Source organism: Streptomyces viridifaciens, assembly GCF_001888885.2.
In the GTDB taxonomy this organism is placed as follows: Bacteria; Actinomycetota; Actinomycetes; order Streptomycetales; family Streptomycetaceae; genus Kitasatospora; species Kitasatospora aureofaciens.
In genome coordinates this window covers 923,601-941,777 of record NZ_CP090841.1, presented here as the reverse complement: position 1 = coordinate 941,777, position 18,177 = coordinate 923,601, and the positions used below count along the sequence as shown (strand labels likewise).

Below are 18,177 nucleotides of genomic sequence, written 5' to 3'. Positions count from 1 at the left end.
CGACCCCGACGTGCAGCGCGACGCCCACCGCCGCGCGGCTCCCGACCGCGGTCGGACGCTGCTCGGCCCGGCGCTCTCGTTGATCCACACCGGCCAGACGCCCACCCGTTCCGCGCTCACCCGCGCGCTGGACGTCACCCGGGCCACCGCCGGCGCGGTCACGGCCGAGCTGGAGGCGCTCGGCCTGATCACCGTCGACTCGCGCCCGGCCGGCGGCGGTCGCGGCCGTCCCTCGCACCGGCTGGCAATTGACCCCGAGGGCCCGGTCGTGGTCGCCGGTCAGATCCACGCCGACGGCCTGAGCGTCACCCTCGCGGGCCTCGGCGGACTCCTCGACCCGCCGGTCCACCTGCCGTTGCCCGCCGCCACCGATCCGGTCCGGATGCTGCGCGCCGTCGCCCAGGCCGGCGCCGAACTGGCCCGCTCGACCAGCCGCCGCTGCCTGGCGGCCGCGCTCGCACTGCCCAACCCGGTCACCGAACCGGACGGCACCGCGCTCGCCGCGCTCCACTTCGCCTGGCCGAGCGGCACCCCGGTCGCCGACCTGTACGACGTCGAGGTCGGCCGCGCCGACCACGGGCCGATGGCGGTGCACCCGCTGCCCACCGCCATCGCCAACGACGCCAACCTCGCCGCGCTCGCCGAGTACCGGCACGGCGCCGGACGCGGAGCCCGCCACCTGCTCTTCGTCACCTCCGGCCATCGCGGCGTCGGCGGCGCCCTGGTGATCGACGGCCACCTGCACACCGGCAGCGCCGGGCTCGCCCTGGAGGTCGGCCACCTCACCGTCGACCCGCAGGGTCGTCCCTGCGTGTGCGGCAACCGGGGCTGCCTCAACTCCGAGACCGACCCCGACGCGTTGTTCGCCGCCGCCGGCCTCACCCCGGAGCCGGGGCGCCCGCTGATCGACCAGGCGCGCGAGCTGTGCTGGGCGGCCTCGACCGACGAGCGGGCGCGGGCGGCGGTGGAGCACGTGATCGACCGGCTCGGGCTCGGACTGGCCGGGGTCGCCAACATCCTCAATCCGGACCGGGTGGTGCTCAGCGGACTGCACCTGGACCTCCTGGAGGCCGCCCCCGACCGGCTGCGCGCCGTGGTCGCCGAGCGCAGCCTGTGGGGACGCAGTGGTCGGGTGCCGATCGTCGGCGCGGAGCTGGCGCACGGTGCACTCGCGGGCGCGGCCGAGCTCGGCTGGGGCCCGTACCTGGCGGACCCGCAGTCGGTGCCGGTCTAGCGCCGGGTGGCAGTGGGTGGCAGTGGGTGGCGTTGGGTGGCACCGTGGCGCCGGCGGCACGGCCACCGAACCCGAAGGGGATAAGCGGAAGCTGGGTCTCCGAAAACGGTCACTTATCGTGACACTCGTACACTCGTAGTGAGCAGCGGGGGGCCGCAACGAGGGAGTAGTGACCATGAGCACCCAGTCCGGTGTGAGCCTCGACATCGAGCCGACCGTCGACGTCGACCGCTCGGACCCGAACTACCGCGCCTGGCTCAAGGAAGCGGTGCGCAAGGTCCAGGCCGACGCCAACCGCTCCGCCGACACCCACCTGCTGCGCTTCCCGCTGCCGGCCGAGTGGGGGATCGACCTCTACCTCAAGGACGAGTCCACCCATCCGACCGGCTCGCTCAAGCACCGCCTCGCCCGCTCGCTGTTCCTGTACGGGCTCTGCAACGGCTGGATCCGCCCAGGCAAGCCGGTGATCGAGGCCTCCAGCGGCTCCACCGCCGTCTCCGAGGCGTACTTCGCCCAGCTGATCGGGGTGCCGTTCATCGCGGTCATGGCCAAGAGCACCAGCCAGGCCAAGATCGACCTGATCCAGTTCCACGGCGGCGAGTGCCACCTGGTCGAGCGCTCGGACGAGGTGTACGAAGCCTCCGCGAAGCTCGCCGAGGAGACCGGCGGGCACTACATGGACCAGTTCACCTACGCCGAGCGCGCCACCGACTGGCGCGGCAACAACAACATCGCCGAGTCGGTCTTCGCCCAGCTGCGCCTGGAGCCCCACCCCGAGCCGACCTGGATCGTCGCCACCGCGGGGACGGGCGGCACCTCCGCGACCATCGCCCGGTACGTGCACTACATGCAGTACGACACCCGGATCTGCGTGGCGGACCCGGAGAACTCCTGCTTCTTCGACGGCTGGGTCAACCACGACCCGGACGCGGCCTGCGGGAGTGGCTCCCGGATCGAGGGCATCGGGCGGCCCCGGATGGAGCCGAGCTTCGTGCCGGGGGCGGTCGACCGGATGATGAAGGTTCCGGATGCCGCTTCGATCGCCGCCGTGCGGGTGCTGGAGCAGGTGCTCGGCAAGAAGGCCGGGGCCTCCACCGGGACGGGGCTGTGGAGCGCGCTGCGGATCGTCGCGGAGATGCGGACGGCCGGGCGGACGGGCAGCGTGGTCACCCTGATCTGTGACCCGGGGGACCGCTACCTGGACAAGTACTACTCGGACGCCTGGCTGGCCGGTGAGCGGATCGACATCGCGCCGTACCGGGCCGCGATGGAGTCCTTCCTAACGGGAGGCGCCTGGACGGGCTGACCCTGTCGCCTGTCACCCGTCTCCCCTCCGCCCCGCCGGATCACCGCCCGCCCACCCGCGAGGTCGATCCCCGTGCGCTTCGGCGCACCGTCGTGCTCGTCGTCCCGCAGCACCAGCTCGATCCGCCGCTGCTCCAGCTGCACCCGCTTGCTCGGGTAGAGCAGCGCGTGCAACTCCTCCGTCGCGGTCGCCCCCGCACCCCGGCCCCCCGCCGGGGTGCCCGGCCCGCCCACCGCCGGCCGGTTGCGGAACCGCCGCACCACCGCGCCGAGGAAGAACAGCACCACCAGTCCGGCCGGTAACAGCAAGCCGCCCGCCGCGCCCGTCAACAGCATGCTCATGTGCGCCCAACGGTCCGCGGCCGTCGGGGAGTTCCCCAGCCCGCTACGGCTGCGGCACCACCGGCAGGTCCGCCGGGACCAGCAGCTGCAGCTCCTCGGTGGACGGGTCGGCCAGGCCCGCCACCCGCACCGCGTGGCGCTCGACCATGGTCTCGAAGATCTGCCGCGCGGTGCGCCCGTTGCCGAAGTTGGGGCCGCGCTCCAGCCGGTCGAAGTGCTCCAGCAGCGCATCCTCGGCCGCCTCGGAGAGCGCGTACTCGTGCTCCGCGCACTGCGCCCGGGCGATCTCCAGCAGTTCGTCCGCCGTGTAGTCGGGAAAGGTGATGGTGCGTGAGAAACGTGACGAGACACCGGGGTTGGCGGAAAGGAAGCGCTTCATCTCGGCGGTGTAGCCCGCCACGATGACGACCACCTCGTCCCGATGGTCCTCCATCAGCTTGACCAGGGTGTCGATCGCCTCGCGCCCGAAGTCCCGGGCGCCGTCCTCGGGTGCGAGCGCGTACGCCTCGTCGATGAACAGCACCCCGCCGCGCGCCCGGTCGAAGGCGGCGGCGGTGCGGATCGCGGTGGAGCCGATGTGCTCGCCGACCAGGTCGACCCGGGCCACCTCGACCAGGTGTCCGCGCTGGAGCACCCCGAGCGAGGCCAGGATCTCGCCGTACAGCCGGGCGACGGTGGTCTTGCCGGTGCCAGGGGCGCCGGTGAAGACCAGGTGCCGGCGCAGCGAGGGCGCCTTGAGCCCGGCCTGGCGGCGGCGCCGGCCGACCGAGATCAGGTCGATCAGGGTGCGCACCTCCTGCTTCACCGTGGCCAGTCCGACCAGCGAGTCCAGCTCGGCGAGTGCCTCGTCGGCGGGCCGACAGTCCGGGATCGGTGCGATCGCGGCGGTCGCCGCCGAACCCGCCGAACGCGTCGAAGCCGTTGCAGCCGTTGCAGCCGAAGCCGTCGAGACGGTGGAGGCTGCCGAGGACATCGAAGGGGCCGTCAACGGCGGCCTTGAAGAGGCTGGTTGGCCGCCCCTCGGGCCCGGCAGTTCCGGCAGTCCGGAGGCCTTGGCGCCCGCGGACCCAGCCGGCGCCACGTCGTCCGAGGTGCACCCCTCGGCGACCGGCCCGGGTTCGGAGAACTCGAACCCGGCTCGCTCGTTCTGCTCCGCCCGGCACCGGGTGAGCTGGGTGCGGCACCCGTCGATGATGTGGAAGCCGAAGCCCTTGCCGTGCGAGACCCGGCAGTCCTCGAAGGTGCCGCGCCCCTGCGCCGAGACGTACACCCCGGCGTCGGTGCTCGTCCGTACGGTGCATTCGCGCAGCACCGGGTCGGCGCCCTTGGTGACGATGACTCCGGTGGCGACGTCGGAGATCTCGCAGTCGGTGAGCAACCCTCCGCTGCCGTGGTCGCGGAACCAGAGCCCGGTTCCGGCCTCCTGCACCCGGCAGGAGGCCAGCGTGACCGTGGCCCCGCCGCTGACCGAGACCGCCGAGCTGCGGATCCGGCTGAACGAGCAACCTTGGGCGACCGCGGCGGAGTCCCGGTCGAGGACGAACAGCGCGTCCGGCAGGTCGTGCAGCGAGCAGTCGGTGAGGGTGAGCCGGGCGCCGTCGCTGACCCACAGCGCCGGGTACTCGCCGGTGGAGCCGTGGAGCTGGCAGGATTGGGCGACCGCCTCGGTGCCCTGGTCCCAGACCGACAGCGCCCCGCGCCCGAAGTCCCGCACGGTGCTGTGCAGGAGGGTGAGCCTGGCGCGTCCGCGCAGGTCGGCGCCGTTCTCCGGCAGGTCGTGCACCCGGCAGCCGGTGAGCACGAGTTCGGCCTCACCGTCCAGGGTCAGGCCGTTGCCGGTGACCCGGTGGATGTCGCAGTCGACCAGCCGTCCACCCGCCTGCGCCTCGGCCTGAACGCCGCTGCCGCGGATCTCGTAGATCTCGCAGCCGGTGAGCTCGGCCGCGCTGCCCGGGTCGGAGAGCAGCACTCCGGCGCCGGAGGCGTGGTGCACCCGGCAGCGGTCCAGGGCGGCGGTCGCCCCGCCGAGGACGGCGAGTCCGGCCTGGCCGGCCGCGGTGACCTCGCAGTCCTCGAAGGCGGCGGCCGTCCCCTCGCCGCGCAGCCGCAGTCCGAGGCCGCCCGGGTTGGCGATCACGCAGCCGCGCAGGGTCGGCCGGGCGCCGCCGCCGATCTCGATCCCGGTGGCGGAGCGCGTGTCGATCCGGCAGCCGCTGAACGCGGGCGTCGCCTCCGGCCCGGTGACCAGGACGGCCGGGGAGGAGCTGTCGCCGCCCTCGACCACCAGGTCCTTCACGGTCGCGGCGGCGGTGACGGTGATCGCGACCCCGGAGGACGGTTCGATCCGGACGGTGCCCGGGCCCTGGGCCGGGACGATCGTCACCGGCTTGTCCAGCAGCACGTTCTCCCGGAAGGTGCCCGGCCGGACGGTCACGGTGTCGCCCGGCTCGGCGGCCGCCAGGGCCTCCGCGAGCGTGTCGTACTCGCCCGCGCGGCGACGCCAGCGGGATGCGCTGTCCTGGGTGACCCGGACCCTGTGCTCAGCCATGACGGTCTGTCGTCCCCACCTTCGTCGTGCCGGCGATCAACGGGCCGTGGGCGCGGGGGTGCGCGGGCCGTCCGCCCACCGTAGCGCGCCCCGGCGGGTGGTCGGTCCGCCCGTTCCGGGCCGCCCGGACGGCCGGTCCGGCGGCCCGCCGCCGCGTGGACACCGGGGGCGCCCACCGCGGCCACAGGTTCCGACCACTTGTTTCAACGAGCGCGCACAGCCGGAGTTCCGTACCGGCGGGCCGCACGCGCAACCGCGGCCAGGGCGTGCCGGCGGCTCAGCGTCCGTCGGCCGGCCAGTGAGCCCCGTCCTCCAGTACCTCGACGTCGTCGCCGACGAGCAGCGTGCCCAGGACGTCGCCCTCGACGCCGGCCGGCCGCTCGGGGATCAGGTTCTGCCCGAACGCGGCCCTGCGCATCAGCTTGTGGTGCCGGGCCAGGGTGCGCAGCGGCTCGGGGCCGCGGCGCTCGCCGCTCTCCTGGTCGGTGGTGGTGACCACGCAGCGGCCGCAGGGCTTGACCACCTTGAAGGTGAGCGCGCCGATCCGGATCCGGCGCCAGCCGTCCTCGGCCCAGGGCTCGGAGCCGCCGACCACCACGTTGGGGCGGAAGCGCTCCATCGGCAGCGTCTCGTGGGCGTCCGGGTGCTCGGCGGCGATCAGCTCGTTGAGCCGCTCCAGCGAGGCGGTGGTGGTGAGCAGCAGCGGGAAGCCGTCGGCCATCGAGACGGTGTCGCCGGGCTCGCCGTACTCGGGGTCGACGGGCCTGGCGCGCGGGTCGTCCAGGTGCACCAGGCGGTAGTCGCCGAGGTGTTCGCCGATCCACAGGTGCGCCTCCTTGGCGGCCTCGACGGCGCGGAAGCGGGTGCCCCAGACCTCGACCTCGGCGACCGGGTCCCCGGTGGTGACGGCGGGGGCGGCGACCTCGATCCGGGAACCGTCTGGAGCGGTCAGCGCAAGTGCGCCGTCGGGCAGCGGGCGGACCCGGATCTGTCCGAGGGCGGCGTTCTCGCGCTGGCTGACGAAGCGTCCGGTGGGGTCGGCGAGCATCCAGCGGCGGTCTCCGGCCAGACCCCAGGGGTGGACCGCGGAGCTGTCGGGGCTCAGGCGGTACATCGATTTGACGGGGTAGACGTGGAGTCCGGTGAGGTGCATTCCCCCATCCTGCCAGCAGCGCTGCGTCCGGACGCACGGCACCCGGAGGTGCCGGGCCCGCTCCCGGCCCGCAGGGGTCGGGCGCCTCCCGGACCCGTGTGCGCAGGGGACCGCCCGGCATGCGCAGGCCCGCCTGGTACGCGCAGGGTCCGCCCCGTACGCGCACGGACCGCCCGGTACGCCGTGGGGGGCGTTCCGGGCGGTCCGTGGATGACCCGTTTCTCCGTTCGCCCGGCGTTCAGGGGGCGCCGGGTGGTGCTCAGGTGGTGCGGGTGCGGGCCGGTGGGGTCGGCCCCTCGGTGGCAGTGCTCAGTAGCCCTGGCCCTGCTGCTGGTAGCCGCCCTGCTGGAAGCCCCCGGGCTCGCCGTACGGGCCCGGGCGCTGCGGCTGCATCGGGCGGACCGGCGCGACCGGCGCCATGGCCGGGCGCAGTTGGGCGCCGCCGAAGCCCTGGTCGCCGCCCTGGCCCTGGAAGCCGGGACCGGCCGGGTTCGGGCCGCCGAAGGACTGCTGGCCGCCGAAGCTCTGCGGACCGCCCTGCGGGAGGCCGCCCGGCTGGCCCTGGCCGAAACCGGCCGGTCCGCCGGTCGGCTGGGCGCCGAAGGTCTGCTGGCTGCCCTGGCCGATGAAGGTGTTCTGGCCGCCGAAGCTCTGGCCGCCGGTCGGCTGGTAGCCGCCGCTCGCGGTCTGGGCGAAGGCGGGGGCGGCGGGCTGCGGCCGCTGGTACGGCTGGGGGGCGCCGTAAGCGGGGACGGTCGGCTGCGGGGCGGAGGCGTACGCCGGCGCGGACTGCGCGGGGATGTACGCCGTGGCCGGGCCGGCGGAGGGGCCGCTGCTCGGGCCGGGGCCCAGGGCGAGGCGGGCGGGCGGCAGCGCGGGGAGGTTGCTGCCGGCACTCTCGTACCCGTTGCCGTACCGGTTCTCGTAGGACTGGCCGAGGCCGGATCCGTAACCGGAGGACAGGGCCGGCGGCAGGGCGGCCGGCACGTTGATGGGTGCGATCTGGGGGACGCCGCGCTCAGCCACGAGGCTGTCGTAGATCGGCGTGCCGGAGGAGAAGGACGGAGAGGGGTAGCCGACTCCGTCGTAGGAGCGGGGCGAGGTCATGGGGCATACGGTAAGCCCACAATGCGCCTGCTGAGGAGAGCGGGAGGGGGAGCAGTTCGAGTGTTTACACAGTCTTCGCTCGCACAAAGGTTTCGAAAGTAGTAAGAACGGACATTCCGGCGCTCAGTTCCGGACAACCCTGGCACCCCGTCAGTGATCGAACAGCACCCGGACGCAGCGGTCGGAAGGCCTTGCGGCGACCGGCCGGCGGACGCCCGGCCCCCATGGAGAAACTTTTGCGGACGGGGCGTGCGCCCGGCGCATTCGAGCCCCCGCCGAGGGTGCGACGGGGGCTCGTGAATGTTTCGGGGATAAAGTTCCCGTCAGCGCCCGGAGCGGGCAACCCGGACGCGCTGCGCGGGAGAACTCCGCAGCCCACCGGCGGGGCGTCAGTGCGACTGCAGCGCCTGCGCCTGGGCGGGCAGAGCGGGCCGGGCGGCGACCTCGGTGGTGCAGAACGAGCAGCGGGTCGCGGCGGCCGGGATCGAGCTCAGGCACTCCGGGCAGTCCACCTTGGCGGCCGGCGCGGGCTTGGACTTCTCGAAGCGGTCCTGCAGCTTGCCGACCGGTACCACCACGGCGAAGTAGATGACCGCGCTGACCAGCACGAACCCGATCACGGCATTGACGAAGAGGCCGTACGGGAACTTGGTGCCGCCCACCTCGAAGGTCTTCTGGGTGAAGTCGCCGACCGCACCGGTGGCGACCCCGACCAGCGGGGTCAGGAAGGCGCTGACGAACCCGGTGACGACGGCGGTGAAGGCGGCGCCGATCACGATGCCGACCGCGAGGTCCACCACGTTTCCGCGCAGCAGGAAGCTGCGGAATCCCTTGAACACCGGGTGACTCCAAATCCGAACGCGAGAGGGGGAGATGGGGCAGCGCGAGGGTTGCTCCGGCCGGACATCCTGCCGAGCGGCCGGGCCCAGGTCCAACCCGCGTTCACCCGATCCGCGTAACCACCCGACAGTGGGGGCCGTTCCCCCGCCCGGCCCGTGCCCGGTGAACCCGGGTGGCGACCGGGCCCTCCGCGTACCGGTCCATCGGCGCCGTGCGGCTCGCTCCCCACTCGATGGTGTGAGCCGGTACCTGACGCGGCGTGCGGGGGAGCGGAGGGCGGCACCGCGGAGCGGCAGGGGCGAGAAGGGGCGCACAGCGGTCGCAACCGGCGCACGACGGCGGGTCTTCAGCGCACACCGGGTGTACGGGCGCGGGCGTGCGGGCCACCGCCAGGTTGCGCGAAGGGGCTGTACCGGGCCGAGCGCTGTGCCAAGGTCGGTCCATGCCCGACCCTACGGCGGCCGATTCGGCCGGAGCCCGCCCGCGTGTCCTGCACCTGATCAGCGACGAACGCCGGGGCGGCGCCCAGAACTTCGCCCGTGACCTCCACCGGGAACTGCGCCGCCGGGGCCAGGCCTCCGCGCTGTGCGCCCTCGCCCCCCACCCGGCCGTGCCACCCGCGCGGCCGGGTGCGGTCGTGTCGGAGGTGTGCACCGCGGGGACGGCCGTACCCGGGACCTGCGGTGAGGGGTGTCCCGACACCGCCCGGCTGCGCGCCGCCGCCGTCCTCGGCCCCGGCCGCCTGCGCCCCACGACCCTGCGGGCACTGCGCTCCGCCGCCCGCGCCGCCGACGTCGTGCTCGCCCACGGCTCCGACACCCTGGCCGCCTGCGCCCTCGCCCTGGCCGGCACCCGGACCCCCTTCGTCTACGTCTCCGTCGGCCACCCCCGCTACTGGACCGCCAACCGGCTGCGCAGACTGCGCGGCGGCGCCCTGATGCACCGCGCCGCCGCCGTCACCACGCTCACCGACGAGGCGCGCGAAGTGCTGGAGGAGCAGTTCGAGCTGCCCGAGGGCAAGGTCCGGGTGATCCCCAACTCCCGGGCCGCCGAGAGCTATCCGCCCGCCGACGGCCGGGACGACCGGCGCGCCGCCCGGCACGCCCTGGGCCTGCCGGCGGACGTCCTGCTGGTCGCCTGGATCGGCGCGATATCCCCCGAGAAGCGGCTCGACCTCGCCCTCGACGTGCTCGACCGGCTGCCCGACGTCCGGATGGCCGTGGCCGGGGAGGGCCCGCTGCTCGAGGCACTGGCCCGCCACCCGGCCGCCGCCCGCGCCCACTTCCTCGGCCCGCTGCCCGACCCGGCGCCGCTCTACCGGGCGGCCGACGCGCTGCTGCTCACCAGCGACAGCGAGGGCGTGCCCGGCGCGCTGATCGAGGCGGCCCTGGCCGGGGTGCCGGCCGTGGCCACGGACGTCGGCTGGGTGCGCGAGGTGGTCCGGGACGGCGCCACCGGAGCGCTGGTCGCCCCGGGCGACCCGCTCGCCCTGGCCGAAGCCCTGGCCAAGGTGCTGGCCTGCAACCGCGCGGGCCTCGGCGCGGCCGCCCGGGCGCACGCGCTGGAGCACTTCGAGCTGGGTGCGGTGGTGGACGACTGGCAGCGGCTGGTCGCCGAGGTGTGGACGGCCGACCCCGCGAGCTGACGGGCGTCGCGGCTCACGTGCACCGACGGGTTCTGCCCGACGTGCGCCGCCCAGGGCGTTCCGACGTGCGCCGCCTCGGGCGTTCCGACTGCCTCGGGCGTTCAGGCGGGATCTCCGACGGGGCGCGACGGGGGTCTCGGTTGGGGCTACGGCGGGATCCGGTGCGGGTCCTTGCGCCGTCCGGGTGAACCCGAGCTCGACGTTCGGCCCCGACTCGTCGGTAACTGGTCGTCACCAGCAGACTGCGCGGTGTGAAATCGAAGTCGCTGCTGCGGTCCACCGTCCTGCTCGCCGTCGCCGCCGGGATTGCCGTGTCCCCCGTTCAGGCCGGTGCGGTCTCCCATCAACCCCCCTCCGAGGGTGCCCAGTTCGTCAGGCTCGACCATCCGCAGCCGGTGCGTGAGAACGCCCGCACCGAGGCCGTCGAGTTCTTCTGGTACGACTGCAGTCACTCCCAGGCGCTCGAGCAGCCCCTGCGGGCCTGGGCCGAGAAGCACCGCGCCGACGTCGTGCTGCGCCGGGTGCCGGCGATCTGGCAGGGCAGCCCGGACGAGGGCGTGCAGCGGGCCCACGCGCGCCTGTACTACACGCTGGAGCGCCTGGGCCTGGTCGAGCGGCTGCAGACCAGCGCCTTCCGCTCGATCCACACCGAGCACGCCGACCTCAACACCGAGGCCGCCGCCACCGACTGGGCGGTGCGCCAAGGCGTCGACGCGGTGCGCTTCGGCGCCGCCTACCGCTCCGCCGAGGTCGGGCAGTCGGTGGACGACGCGGCCGCCCAGTTCGTCCGCTACGGCATCAACGAGCTGCCGACGGTGGTCGTCCAGGGCGAGTACCGCACGTCGCCGACCAAGGCCGGCGGCGTCGAGGGCATGCCCGAGGTGCTGGACTACCTGGTGCAGCGGGAGCAGCTGCAGAAGGGCTGAGCCCCCACGTGGTTGTGGCGGTCGATCAGCTTGCTCGAAGGCTCTTGCCTAACCATTCATATGCTGTTTAATGGTTAGTGTGAGCGAGCTGACGATTCCACACGTCCACCACCGCCACGTCGACCTCGACGGCCTGCGCGTCTTCTACCGCGAAACCGGCCCGACCGACGCCCCCGTCCTCCTGCTGCTGCACGGCTTCCCCTCCGCCTCGCACCAGTACGCCCGCCTGCTCGACGCCCTCGGCACCCGCTACCGGCTGATAGCCCCCGACTACCCCGGCTTCGGCAACAGCGACAGCCCCGCGCCCGACGCCTTCCGGTACCGCTTCGACACCCTCGCCGACGTGACCGAGCGCTTCTGCCTCGCCCTCGGTCTGGACCGCTTCGCGCTGTACGTCTTCGACTTCGGTGCGCCCGTCGGCCTGCGCCTGGCCACCCGCCGACCGGAGTGGATCACCGGCCTGGTGGTCCAGAACGGCAACGCCTACGAGGAGGGACTCTCCGAGCAGGCGAGGGAGTTCATCGCCCACCGGCGCGGCGTCCCCGGCGCCGAGGAGGCCGCCCGGTCGATCCTCACCCTGGACGTCACCCGCAGCCAGTACGAGGGCGGCACCGGCGACCCCAGCCTGGTCGCCCCCGACGGCTGGACCCTCGACCAGCACTACCTCGACCTGCCCGGCCGCAAGGACATCCAGGTCGAACTGGCCCTCGACTACTTCTCCAACCTCGAGCTCTACCCGGCCTGGCAGGACTGGCTGCGTGCCAACCAGCCGCCCACGCTGGTGCTCTGGGGCCGCAACGACCCGTTCTTCACCGAGGCCGGCGCCCGCGCCTACCTGCGCGACCTGCCCGGGGCGGAACTGCACGTCTTCGACACCGGGCACTTCGCGCTGGAGGAGAAGCTGCCCGAAATCGCGCCGCTGATCGACGACTTCCTCGCGCGGACGCAGAAGTAGCACCTGGAGTCGGAGGGTTCAGTCGCGGCGCAGCAGGTAGGTGACGAAACCGAGCGTCCCCCGGTAGCCGTGCAGCCAGTCGGCGCGGTGGCGGTCCGCGGCCTCGCGGGCGGCCGCCGCATCCGGGTGGTCCGGGTGGTCGAGTGCCCACCCGGCCAGCGAACCCGTCCAGGAGAACTCGTAGTCGTCCCACTCCCGTGCCGTGCTGACGTGCCCGTACACCGGTGTCCAGCCGTCCGCGAGCACCCGGTCGGTGGTGGTCGCCAGGTCCGCGAAGTCCTCCGGGGCGGCGCCCAGCCCGTCCAGCGCGGCCCGGGACGGCTCGCGCTCCCAGAACCCCTCACCGACCAGCAACCTCCCGCCGGGGGCGAGGAGTTCACGGGCCGCAGCGAGCGTGGGCAGCAGCCCGTCGAAGGCATGGGTGGCGCCCACGCACAGCACCAGGTCGAAGGGCTCCGGAGCGGTGAAATCCCGGGCGTCCCGGTGGTGCAGGCCGATCCGGCGCTCCACGCCGAGGGCGGTCGCCGTCTCCCGGGCCCGGGTCAGCGCCGCCGCGTCCAGGTCCACCCCCACCGCCCGCCAAGCCGGCCGCGCGGCCAACGCCCGCAGCAGCCAGGCACCCTCGCCGCAGCCGAGGTCCAGTGCCCGGCCGGCCTCCTGCCCGGCCAGCGCGCGGTCCAGCAGGCGGGCCACCGAGCCGTCCGACAACGGCGCCGCGATCGGGTGGTGGGCATGGGCGAGCCGGGAGATCCGCTGACGGTCCATTCGAGCAGTATGGAGCCGACCGGCCCGGCGCGCCCGCCGTTTTCCAGTGCCCGCTGGTGCCCGCTGCTGGTGCCCGCCCGCCGCCGTCCGTGCCCGCTGGTGCCCGCCCGTGCCCGCTGGTGCCCCTTTAGGCCCCGGAGTACGTCCGCCCCTTCCAGGCCGCGCCCCGGCCGCGCCAGTGCTGCACCGCCGAGTCCACCGTCATCAGCAGGTACAGCGAAGCCGTGAACGGCAGCAGCAGCACGGCCGCGACCGGCTGCCCGTAGTACCGGACCATCGGCAGGTAGGTGCCCGCCATCAGCGCCCAGGCCGCCCCGCCCGCCACCGCCACCGGCGGCGCCCCCGCCACCAGCCCGGCCACCGTCGCCACCGGCGGCACCAGGTACACCAGTGCCAGCCCCAGCACCGTCCCGAGCAGCAGCAACGGCGAGTGCCGCAACTGGGCGTACGCACTGCGCGACACCATCCGCCACAACTGCTCCAGCCGCGGGTACGGACGGACGCTGTCCACCTCCCCGGCGAGCCCCAACCAGGTACGCCCGCCCGAGGACTTCACCGCCCGGGCCAGCGACACGTCGTCGATCACCGCCCCCCGGATCGCGGCCACCCCGCCCGCACGCTCCAGGGCCTCCCGCCGCACCAGCGAGCAGCCACCCGCCGCGGCCGCCGTCCGGGAGCCGGGGCGGTTGCTCCGGCGGAACGGGTACAGCTGGGCGAAGAAGTAGACGAACGCCGGAACGATCAGCCGCTCCCAACCGGTCTCCACCCGCAGCCGGGCCATCTGCGACACCAGGTCCAGCCCGTTGCCCTCGGCGGCGGCCACCAGCTCGGCCAGCGAATCCGGGCCGTGCGCGATGTCCGCGTCCGTCAGCAGCAGGTACTCGGCGTCCGTACCGGCCAGCTCCACCCCGTGCCGCAGCGCCCACAGCTTGCCCGTCCAGCCCGGCGGCAGAGGGGGAGGGCTGGTGACGGTCAGCTCCAGCCCGTCCATCGTCCGCAGCTCCGCGGCCAGCGCCCCGGTGCCGTCCGCACTGTGGTCGTCCACCAGGATCACCCGCGCCCGCCCCGGGTACTTCTGCGCCAGCAGCGTCGGCAGGCTCACCGGCAGCACCGCCGCCTCGTCCCGGGCCGGCACCACGACCACCACCCGCGGCCACCGCACCGGCGGACGACGCGGCGGCAGCCGCACGTCGGTGCGCCAGAACAGACCGTGGCAGCACGCCAGCCAGAGCCAGACCAGCAGGGAGAACGCGGCGATCCACAGCAGGACGGTCACCCCGGCAGTCTGCCGCAGAACCGGCCGGGACGGGTGGATCGACTAAAGTCTTGCCTCGTGAAGATCGCACTGATGGACTCCGGAATCGGCCTGCTGGCCGCCGCCGACGCCCTTCGGAAGCTGCGCCCGGACGTCGATCTGGTGCTCTCTTCCAATCCGGCCTCGATGCCGTGGGGGCCGCTCACGCCCGAAGAGGTCACCGAACTGGCCCTCGGCTGCTGCCGGGCCGCGGCCGCCCTCGAACCCGATGCCCTGGTGGTCGCCTGCAACACGGCCTCGGTCCACGCGCTCGCCACCCTGCGCGCCGAACTGGAGCCCGGCCTGCCGGTCATCGGCACCGTCCCGGCCATCAAGCCCGCCGCCGCACTCGGCGGCCGCGTCGCCATCTGGGCCACCCCGGCCACCACCGGCAGCGACTACCAGCGCGGGCTGATCCGCGACTTCGGCGGTACCGCCGACGTCACCGAGGTCGCCTGCCCCGGCCTCGCGGACGCCGTCGAGCACGGCGACGAGGACGCCACCGCCGCGGCCATCGCCGACGCGGCCGCCCGCACCCCGCACGGCACCGACGTGATCGTCCTCGGCTGCACCCACTACGAACTCGTCGCCGACCGCATCCGCGCCGCCGTCGCCCCCACCGCCTCCCCGGCCCTCGCACTCCTCGGTTCCGCCGACGCTGTCGCCGCCCAGGCCCTCCGCCGCGTCGCCGACCCCACCCGCACCGGAACCGGCACCCTCACCGTCCTCCACGCCGGCCTCCCCGCCACCCTCCCCCCCACGGCCACCCTCTACCCCCAGGGCCTCACCCTCGCCCCCGTCACCGCCTAACCCACCCGCCCTGGCCCCACACGAGAAGTCGACCAGGCCGACTTCTCGCGCACCCGAGCAGGCTGAGACCCAGCGCCGCAGCGCGCCCCCGGCCGGCACGAACATCGGGATGCCAGCAGCCCGCCGGATCCGCGGCCTCGGCGTCAGCTCCGCGCAGAAGTCGACCAGGCCGACTTCTCGTGCAGACGGCACGGGCGCCCGAGGCCACCCGCCCCGGGCCATGGCACCGCGTGATGCGCAGGAAGTCGATCCGCCCGACTTCTCACGCGGCCCGGGCGATACCTGGACCATGCAGCGCGTGGGCGGCAGGGCTCCCACCTGGTCCGTGGGCACGACGCCTGCTGAGGGGGTCGGCAGACCGTATGCGCAGGAAGTCGGCCGGCCCGACTTCTCGTGTGGTTCGGGTGGTACCCAGGAGCGGCGTGAGCCCTAAAGGGGGCGGGGCCTGCTGAGGAACGCCTGTGGTTCCTGCGGCGTGGGAGGTCGATCAGGCCGGGCAGCGGTCCTCGCCGTTCGAGGTGGCTGGAACGGGCGCCCGGGCGATGCCGTGGGGGCACGCGGCGTGTCTGCGGGGCAGGGCCGCTCAGGGGACGGAAATGGCCTGAAGGGGACGGCGCTGTGGGGGAGTGATCCGCACACAGCGCCGTCGGTCGTCAGGCGACTCCTTGGCGGCGCCAGCGGCGGTAGGCGGGTTCGAGGCCCGAAAGGATGGTGTCGAAGCGGCGGGTGCTGGTGGTGGAGTCGACCTGGAGGCGGCTGATCTGGAGGGGGTGGGTGGGGAGTCGGGGGCCGAGGCGGTGGTCGGAGAGGAAGCCGAGGCGGTAGCCGAGTTCCTGCAGAACGGTTTCGGCGCGGGGGTCGTGGCCGCCGTCGGGGTAGGCGAAGGCGATCGGGGGTTCGCCGAGCCAGTGGGTGAGGGCTTCGTGGGCGCCGGTGATCTCCGTGCGCACGGTGGCGTCGTCGCAGCGGCCGAGGCAGGGGTGCCCCTGGGTGTGGTTGCCGATGGCGACGCCGCCGTCCCGCAGGGCGAGCAGGTCGGCGGGGGTGAGCTGTTCCTGACGGGGTGGCCGGCGGTCGGCGCTGACCCGCAGTTCGTGCAGGCTCCGGCGCCGGTCCGGGTCGGGCATGGCCTTGAGCCGGGGGAGCAGTTGGGAGGGGTGGCCGCAGTCGAGTGAGCGGGCGCGGCCGCCGTGGCGGGCGAGGAAGTCGGCCTCGTGCCACCAGAAGGGTCGCTCGGTGCCGATGAGTTCGGAGATGACGAAGGCGGTGGCGGGGATGCCCCGCGCGTCGAGGGCGGGCAGGGCGTGGGTGAGGACGCTCCGGTCGGCGTCGTCGAAGGTGACCAGGACGCTGCGCGGCGGCAGCGGCCGCCGCTCGGTGACGGCCTGGAGGACGGCTTCCAGCGAGACCGGGGTGGCGAGTCGCCGCAGTCGGTCGAGCTGGGCGCCGAAGGAGCGGTGGTCGGTGACCCCGTGGTAGGCGAGGACGGCGAGGCGCTGGGCGGCCCGGGCCCGGAACAGCGGCTGTACGGGGGCGAACCGCAGCCATTCGCCCCGTGCGTCCTGCTGTTCCGTGCCGGTCCGCATCGCGTCGATGCTCCTGGCGTTGACGTTTCCGGCGTCGACGTTCCCCGCGTCGACGGGCCCGGCGCCGACGTACCCGACGTCGACGTTCCCCGCGTTGGCAGGCCTCGTTCCGAGGTGTCTCGGGTCGAGCTGCCTCGGGTCTAGGAGCGTCGCATCGAGGCGTTTGGCGTCGAGGCGCTTGGCATCGAGTCGCGTGCTCTCGAAGCGCTTCGCCTCGACGGCCGGTCGGGGTCGGCCGGCGCCGTGGTGGTCGGACGCGCAGCCGGTGGATGGTGGCAGTGCCCGGACGCCGGGCACGGGCCTGGCGCGGGCCGGGGAGGTCGATGGGGTGGATTGGGTCTGCGGCAACGGTTCCCCCTTGGTCGCCGAGCGGCGTGGCGGTACCGCCGGAGGACGGAGCCCGGCCTCCGGCTCCAGGAGGCGGCGGCTCCGCTCCCTGGGTATTCCGGTTCTCGGTGGGGGGTTCTCACCCGTCCCGTGAACGGCTCCTGGATCACTCGATGCCATTGAGACCGCTGCACCGGACGGATGGTTGTACCGGGGGGCCGAGGATTTTTCGTGGACTGATTGTGGAGCATGCACACGCGTCCGCGGCCGGATGAAGCCCCTGATCGGTGATCGCGCAGAGCGCGCGGACGATCACTCCCCGCGGGCTGCCGGGCCGGCCCGTGCGGGGTACCTTGGGCTCATGGCAGATGCGGACCGTGATCCTTTCCATCTGCACGGTGCGACCCGGTGGGCCCGCGCGTGCAGCGGTGGAGCCCTGGTCACCCACCGGATTCCGCTGGCCGTGGCGGGTGTGGCCTGCCTCGTGCTGGGCATCGTCGTGGCCGTGATCGTTCCGGACGGTGACGGTCCGGCCTGGGCGATGGCGGTGGCCGGCTGCCTGGCGACGGGGGTGCTGCTGCTCGGCCGGATCGTCTTCGGGGTGCTCCGCCGCCGGGGTGCCACATTTTGACGGCGTCCCGACAAATTCGCCGGTCACTCCAATGGCCGTCCCGGTGCGATTGATCAACAGATCGAGCGAAATTGGTCAGAACGACCGAATTTAATCTCATCCGACAATCCCACCTGCCGTCTTTCACCATTTCCGGACAACGACTTCATCCCCCCTCTATTCCGTGAATACGTTCCCGCGGGGAGCCGCCGACGGCTCGGTAGGCTGCGGCGCATGGCGATTCCCCCCTTCCTCCTCGAACTCCGCTCCCTCGTGGGCAACCGCCCGCTCTGGCTGAGCGCCGTCTGCGCCGTCGTCGTGGACGACCGGGAGCGGGTGCTGCTCGCCCGCCGGGTCGACGACGGGAGGTGGGCCTCGGTCGGCGGAATACTCGACCCCGGCGAACAGCCGGCCGACGGCGTGGTGCGCGAGTGCCTGGAGGAGACCGGTGTGGTGGTCGTGCCCGAGCTGCTCGCCTCGACCACGGTCACCCGGCCGGTCACCTACCCGAACGGCGACGTGACGCAGTACCTGGTGCTGACCTTCCGCTGCCGGGCCGTCGGCGGCGAGGCCCGGGTGAACGACGACGAGTCGTTGGAGGTGGGCTGGTTCGCGCTGGACGAGCTGCCGCCGATGCTCGACTTCGAGCACGAGCGGCTGCGCCACGCGCTGGAGTGCAGCGGCCCGGCGGTCTTCACCTGGGCGGGCGAGGAGCGCCCGTAGGGCGCGC

General features: G+C 73.7%; 16 protein-coding genes. 8 read left to right on the top strand and 8 right to left on the bottom strand.

Annotated elements, in window-relative coordinates:
• The first annotated feature begins 10 nt into the window (after nucleotides 1-10).
• Together BOQ63_RS11640 and BOQ63_RS11635 are read left to right on the top strand one after the other, a co-directional pair.
• Nucleotides 11-1,234, top strand: coding sequence for an ROK family protein (locus BOQ63_RS11640; RefSeq protein WP_030288591.1), 1,224 nt, complete (start codon nucleotides 11-13; stop codon nucleotides 1,232-1,234).
• 175 nt (nucleotides 1,235-1,409) lie between these two features.
• On the top strand, nucleotides 1,410-2,540 hold the full coding sequence (locus BOQ63_RS11635; RefSeq protein ID WP_030288593.1) for a PLP-dependent cysteine synthase family protein: 1,131 nt from the start codon (nucleotides 1,410-1,412) through the stop codon (nucleotides 2,538-2,540).
• Here the strand turns inward: BOQ63_RS11635 and BOQ63_RS11630 are convergent.
• From BOQ63_RS11630 to mscL, 5 genes are all read right to left on the bottom strand, one after another.
• Nucleotides 2,444-2,881 carry a DUF6191 domain-containing protein gene (locus tag BOQ63_RS11630; RefSeq protein WP_050366425.1) on the bottom strand — a complete coding sequence of 146 codons (438 nt, stop codon included), beginning with the start codon at nucleotides 2,879-2,881 and terminating at the stop codon, nucleotides 2,444-2,446. The two genes, BOQ63_RS11635 and BOQ63_RS11630, sit on opposite strands and share 97 nt — an antisense overlap.
• 43 nt (nucleotides 2,882-2,924) lie before the next feature.
• Nucleotides 2,925-5,429, bottom strand: a complete 2,505-nt coding sequence (locus BOQ63_RS11625; protein ID WP_072654185.1) for a right-handed parallel beta-helix repeat-containing protein — start codon at nucleotides 5,427-5,429, stop codon at nucleotides 2,925-2,927.
• A 277-nt stretch (nucleotides 5,430-5,706) separates the two neighbouring features.
• A complete protein-coding gene (locus BOQ63_RS11620; protein ID WP_030554106.1) occupies nucleotides 5,707-6,582 on the bottom strand; it encodes an MOSC domain-containing protein in 876 nt (291 codons plus the stop codon).
• Nucleotides 6,583-6,891: 309 nt separating this feature from the next.
• Nucleotides 6,892-7,689: a DUF6643 family protein gene (locus BOQ63_RS11615; RefSeq protein WP_318299361.1), complete on the bottom strand. Its 798-nt coding sequence runs from the start codon at nucleotides 7,687-7,689 to the stop codon at nucleotides 6,892-6,894.
• A 389-nt stretch (nucleotides 7,690-8,078) separates the two neighbouring features.
• Entirely contained in the window at nucleotides 8,079-8,528 is a 450-nt protein-coding gene (gene mscL, locus BOQ63_RS11610) for a large conductance mechanosensitive channel protein MscL (protein WP_030288601.1), read from the bottom strand.
• A 443-nt stretch (nucleotides 8,529-8,971) separates the two neighbouring features.
• On the opposite strand from mscL, the gene BOQ63_RS11605 reads away from it, so the two are divergent.
• The 3 genes from BOQ63_RS11605 to BOQ63_RS11595 all read left to right on the top strand — a co-directional run bounded on the left by BOQ63_RS11605 (nucleotide 8,972) and on the right by BOQ63_RS11595 (nucleotide 12,055).
• The gene (locus BOQ63_RS11605) at nucleotides 8,972-10,174 is read left to right on the top strand and encodes a glycosyltransferase family 4 protein (protein WP_030554111.1); all 1,203 of its coding nucleotides are present in this window, start codon (nucleotides 8,972-8,974) and stop codon (nucleotides 10,172-10,174) included.
• Nucleotides 10,175-10,425: 251 nt separating this feature from the next.
• Entirely contained in the window at nucleotides 10,426-11,100 is a 675-nt protein-coding gene (locus tag BOQ63_RS11600) for a thiol:disulfide interchange protein DsbA/DsbL (RefSeq protein WP_030554113.1), read from the top strand.
• Nucleotides 11,101-11,179: 79 nt separating this feature from the next.
• The gene (locus BOQ63_RS11595; RefSeq protein WP_030554115.1) at nucleotides 11,180-12,055 is read left to right on the top strand and encodes an alpha/beta fold hydrolase; all 876 of its coding nucleotides are present in this window, start codon (nucleotides 11,180-11,182) and stop codon (nucleotides 12,053-12,055) included.
• 18 nt (nucleotides 12,056-12,073) lie between these two features.
• On the opposite strand, the gene BOQ63_RS11590 is transcribed toward BOQ63_RS11595, so the two are convergent.
• Both BOQ63_RS11590 and BOQ63_RS11585 read right to left on the bottom strand, forming a co-directional pair.
• Nucleotides 12,074-12,820 (bottom strand): SAM-dependent methyltransferase, encoded by a 747-nt coding sequence (locus tag BOQ63_RS11590; protein ID WP_030288609.1) that lies wholly within the window; start codon nucleotides 12,818-12,820, stop codon nucleotides 12,074-12,076.
• Nucleotides 12,821-12,947: 127 nt separating this feature from the next.
• On the bottom strand, nucleotides 12,948-14,096 hold the full coding sequence (locus BOQ63_RS11585) for a glycosyltransferase (RefSeq protein ID WP_030288611.1): 1,149 nt from the start codon (nucleotides 14,094-14,096) through the stop codon (nucleotides 12,948-12,950).
• Nucleotides 14,097-14,153: 57 nt separating this feature from the next.
• On the opposite strand from BOQ63_RS11585, the gene BOQ63_RS11580 reads away from it, so the two are divergent.
• Nucleotides 14,154-14,924 carry a glutamate racemase gene (locus BOQ63_RS11580; RefSeq protein ID WP_030554119.1) on the top strand — a complete coding sequence of 257 codons (771 nt, stop codon included), beginning with the start codon at nucleotides 14,154-14,156 and terminating at the stop codon, nucleotides 14,922-14,924.
• A 653-nt stretch (nucleotides 14,925-15,577) separates the two neighbouring features.
• On the opposite strand, the gene BOQ63_RS11575 is transcribed toward BOQ63_RS11580, so the two are convergent.
• The gene (locus tag BOQ63_RS11575; RefSeq protein WP_223885904.1) at nucleotides 15,578-16,858 is read right to left on the bottom strand and encodes a polysaccharide deacetylase family protein; all 1,281 of its coding nucleotides are present in this window, start codon (nucleotides 16,856-16,858) and stop codon (nucleotides 15,578-15,580) included.
• Between the two features lie 340 nt (nucleotides 16,859-17,198).
• On the opposite strand from BOQ63_RS11575, the gene BOQ63_RS11570 reads away from it, so the two are divergent.
• A complete protein-coding gene (locus BOQ63_RS11570; RefSeq protein ID WP_143174698.1) occupies nucleotides 17,199-17,468 on the top strand; it encodes a hypothetical protein in 270 nt (89 codons plus the stop codon).
• A gap of 213 nt (nucleotides 17,469-17,681) precedes the next feature.
• Nucleotides 17,682-18,170 (top strand): NUDIX hydrolase, encoded by a 489-nt coding sequence (locus tag BOQ63_RS11565; protein ID WP_030288617.1) that lies wholly within the window; start codon nucleotides 17,682-17,684, stop codon nucleotides 18,168-18,170.
• Nucleotides 18,171-18,177 lie beyond the last annotated feature (7 nt).

Coding starts and splice junctions, on each gene's coding strand:
- BOQ63_RS11615 (WP_318299361.1), bottom strand. CDS start 7,689: ATGACCTCGCCCCGCTCCTACGACGGAGTCGGCTACCCCTCTCCGTCC.
- BOQ63_RS11630 (WP_050366425.1), bottom strand. CDS start 2,881: ATGAGCATGCTGTTGACGGGCGCGGCGGGCGGCTTGCTGTTACCGGCC.
- BOQ63_RS11620 (WP_030554106.1), bottom strand. CDS start 6,582: ATGCACCTCACCGGACTCCACGTCTACCCCGTCAAATCGATGTACCGC.
- BOQ63_RS11635 (WP_030288593.1), top strand. CDS start 1,410: ATGAGCACCCAGTCCGGTGTGAGCCTCGACATCGAGCCGACCGTCGAC.
- BOQ63_RS11625 (WP_072654185.1), bottom strand. CDS start 5,429: ATGGCTGAGCACAGGGTCCGGGTCACCCAGGACAGCGCATCCCGCTGG.
- BOQ63_RS11590 (WP_030288609.1), bottom strand. CDS start 12,820: ATGGACCGTCAGCGGATCTCCCGGCTCGCCCATGCCCACCACCCGATC.
- BOQ63_RS11605 (WP_030554111.1), top strand. CDS start 8,972: ATGCCCGACCCTACGGCGGCCGATTCGGCCGGAGCCCGCCCGCGTGTC.
- BOQ63_RS11570 (WP_143174698.1), top strand. CDS start 17,199: ATGGCAGATGCGGACCGTGATCCTTTCCATCTGCACGGTGCGACCCGG.
- BOQ63_RS11565 (WP_030288617.1), top strand. CDS start 17,682: ATGGCGATTCCCCCCTTCCTCCTCGAACTCCGCTCCCTCGTGGGCAAC.